This window comes from Halomonas sp. 72 (assembly GCF_052379785.1).
GTDB lineage: Bacteria > Pseudomonadota > Gammaproteobacteria > Pseudomonadales > Halomonadaceae > Vreelandella > Vreelandella citrativorans.
Window position 1 is genome coordinate 1 of sequence record NZ_JBQSYY010000041.1, and the last position, 2,903, is coordinate 2,903.

Consider the following 2,903-nt stretch of genomic DNA (forward strand, 5'->3'; position numbering starts at 1 on the left):
ACTTCCTGTTCGTCAGGCCAGCGTTTTGCCTCGGGCTTCCTTCAGATTCTCCCTCGCGGGAGACACCCTTGCCGTCGGCTAGCACTTCCCCTTGCCGGGCGTGCAGGGGACTTTCACCCCCAAGTCATCCTGAGGCACCATCCCCAGGAACAGCGCCTATCAAGGCGCTACGCGCCATGCCTGGCGCACAACGAAAAAGCCGCGCAACCGCGCGGCTTCTCATTGAAATGACGTATTCTACGGCTCATCCGGCCACACCAGGTGACGCGGCACGCGGCCCTTGGCATCAAACATCACGCCTTCATCACGCAGTTTCTGATGCTGACGGGTAGCGCCGCCGTGGTCAGCAAGTTTAAGTGAGGCCGCAATCACCCGGTGCCAGGGAAGCTCATGACCATCGGGCAAGTGGCGCATGGCAGACCCCACCATTCGGGGGGTAGCGCCTTCGGTCATAGCGGCGATACGCCCATACGTCGTGACTCGCCCCGCCGGAATCTGATCAACAATCGTATAGATCTGCTCCAAAAGCTCGGGACGGGCCATAACGAATTCTCCGTAATTACCTCAGGCTAACGGGCTTATAGCGCTTCCACCAACTGATCAATTGCCTGAAACGCTTCTTTTTGCGCTGCAGCACGCTGCTCTTCGCCCATGTTCAGACCTTCTGCGTACACGACATCAACATCGGTAATGCCCATCAAGCCTAGCATGCTTTTCAGGTGCGGTGTTTGGCTATCCCTGTCCGACCCCGCATACATACCACCACGGGCCGCCAGGATAATCACCCGTTTACCTTCGACTAGACCTTGTGGTCCGTTTTCTGTGTAACGGAACGTTTCGCCAGCACGCAGTACACGGTCAAACCAGGCTTTTAACTGCGAAGGAATACCCAGGTTATACATCGGTACCGCCAGGACCAACACGTCATTAGCACGCAGTTCGGCCAACAGCTCATCAGAGCGAGCAGCCAGTGCTTTCTGCTCGTCGCTGCGCTCGTCAGCCGGTGTCTGCCATGCGCCCAGTTCCGCAATATCCAGGTGAGGCAGCGCATCGGCAATCACGTCACGCTTAGTGACATCGACGCCTTCGCGGGCAGCCGCACGGCTTTGGAAGTGGTTGGCCAAGGCGATAGATTGGCCGTTTTCACCAAGTACAGAGGAGGTAACCAGCAGGGCACGAGTTGTCATTTAAAAAAAGCTCCAACGTAGGGTTAATAAGGAATTGACGCTATTTTACGATGATTTTGATTAATCAAAAGCGCAATGATATGAGTGTTACGTTCGATAAAATCGAATTATGATGATATCTATAAAAAAACCCCGCTTTTGTGTGAGCAGGGTTTTAGTTGGCTGATGATTAGTGCTTTTTAGGCCACGCCTTGGGATCAACCTTATTGGCTAACGTGGGGAATTTGCTGGGGTCAAAGGTAGGTTCTTTTCCTGCCTTCAACTGCGCCTCGTAATCACGGAACAGCGCAAAAGCAACCGGTGAAAGCAGCAGGATAGCCACCAGGTTAATAATTGCCATCATACCCATGGAAAGGTCCGCAAAGTTCCAGATCGCCCCCAAACTCGCCACCGACCCCACCATGATCATCGCCAGCACCGCCAAGCGGTAAAGGAGAATCGCTACCGGCGCTCGGCGACCCGCTAAATACTCGATATTGGACTCGCCGTAAGAGTAGTTGGCAATCAAAGAAGTAAACGCGAACAGCAAGATAGCGACAGCTACAAACATGCCCCCCCAATCGCCTACGTGGCTTGAAAGCGCCATTTGGGTCAGTTGGATACCATTCGTCTCTTCACCGGCTAACAGCTCAGGCCCTGCCATAATAATAATGGCCGCCGTGGCCGTACAAATAACCAGCGTATCCAGAAACACACCCAGCATCTGAATAAAGCCCTGGGCAGCCGGGTGATTAGGGCGCGTGCTGGCGGTGGCTGCCGCATTCGGCGCCGAACCCATGCCCGCCTCGTTGGAGAACAGGCCGCGTTGAATGCCGTTCATAATCGCTTGTGACACGGCATACCCCACGGCCCCACCAGCCGCTTGCTCAAGGCCAAAGGCGCTCTTCACAATGGTCATGATGGCTGCCGGGAAGTCACCGATATTAAGCCCGACCACAACAAGCGCGAGTAGCAGGTAAAGCAGAGCCATTAATGGCACCACCAGCTCCGCGACCTTGGCGATGGACTTTAAGCCACCAAAGATAATCGGCGTCACAACTACCACCAAGACTAACCCCATGGCCCAGGTGGGAACAGCAAATGCTTGCTCCATGGCCTGGGCGATGGAGTTGGCCTGTACGCTGTTAAACGCCAATCCAAACGCTACAATCAAACAGATGGAAAACAGCACGGCCAGCCAGCGCAGCCCAAGCCCACGTTCAATATAACGGGCGGGGCCGCCGCGAAAGGTGCTATCCCCATGGTCTGTTTTATAGGCCTGCGCCAAGGTAGATTCAATGAAGCTGGTCGCCATACCCACCATGGCGGTCATCCACATCCAAAAAATCGCGCCTGGGCCACCAAAATAGATCGCCACCGCCACACCTGCCAGGTTGCCGGTGCCTACGCGTGCCGCCAGGCTGGTGGAGAGTGCCTGGAATGAAGAAATGCCGTCACCTGCGTTGCGCGAGGTGCGCAGCAGTTTAAACATGTGACCGAAATAGCGCACCTGGATCGCACCGGTTCGTATCGTAAAGTAGAGGCCTGCGCCGATCAGCAAGTAGATCAGTACACTGCCCCATAACAGCCCGTTGCCGCGATCAACCAGCGCGGTCAACAGTTGAGGTACCGAGAAATCCATACAACACGCCTTTTTTTAACTTATCGAAGGCGCTTCATTCTTCACGCCTGCACGAAAATGGCAAGAAAATTGGAGCATTTATTCTTAAAACGCTC

At 54.8% G+C, this 2,903-nt stretch carries 3 protein-coding genes; all 3 read right to left on the reverse strand.

Going from position 1 to position 2,903, the window contains the following annotated elements:
- Nucleotides 1-237: 237 nt before the first annotated feature.
- Nucleotides 238-543 (reverse strand): MGMT family protein, encoded by a 306-nt coding sequence (locus ACT3T6_RS17590; RefSeq protein WP_087108490.1) that lies wholly within the window; start codon nucleotides 541-543, stop codon nucleotides 238-240.
- 35 nt (nucleotides 544-578) lie between these two features.
- The gene (locus tag ACT3T6_RS17595) at nucleotides 579-1,187 is read right to left on the reverse strand and encodes an FMN-dependent NADH-azoreductase (protein ID WP_193054910.1); all 609 of its coding nucleotides are present in this window, start codon (nucleotides 1,185-1,187) and stop codon (nucleotides 579-581) included.
- A gap of 169 nt (nucleotides 1,188-1,356) precedes the next feature.
- Nucleotides 1,357-2,808: an alanine/glycine:cation symporter family protein gene (locus ACT3T6_RS17600; RefSeq protein ID WP_193054909.1), complete on the reverse strand. Its 1,452-nt coding sequence runs from the start codon at nucleotides 2,806-2,808 to the stop codon at nucleotides 1,357-1,359.
- Between the last annotated feature and the right edge of the window lie 95 nt (nucleotides 2,809-2,903).

Coding starts and splice junctions, on each gene's coding strand:
- ACT3T6_RS17590 (WP_087108490.1), bottom strand. CDS start 543: ATGGCCCGTCCCGAGCTTTTGGAGCAGATCTATACGATTGTTGATCAG.
- ACT3T6_RS17595 (WP_193054910.1), bottom strand. CDS start 1,187: ATGACAACTCGTGCCCTGCTGGTTACCTCCTCTGTACTTGGTGAAAAC.
- ACT3T6_RS17600 (WP_193054909.1), bottom strand. CDS start 2,808: ATGGATTTCTCGGTACCTCAACTGTTGACCGCGCTGGTTGATCGCGGC.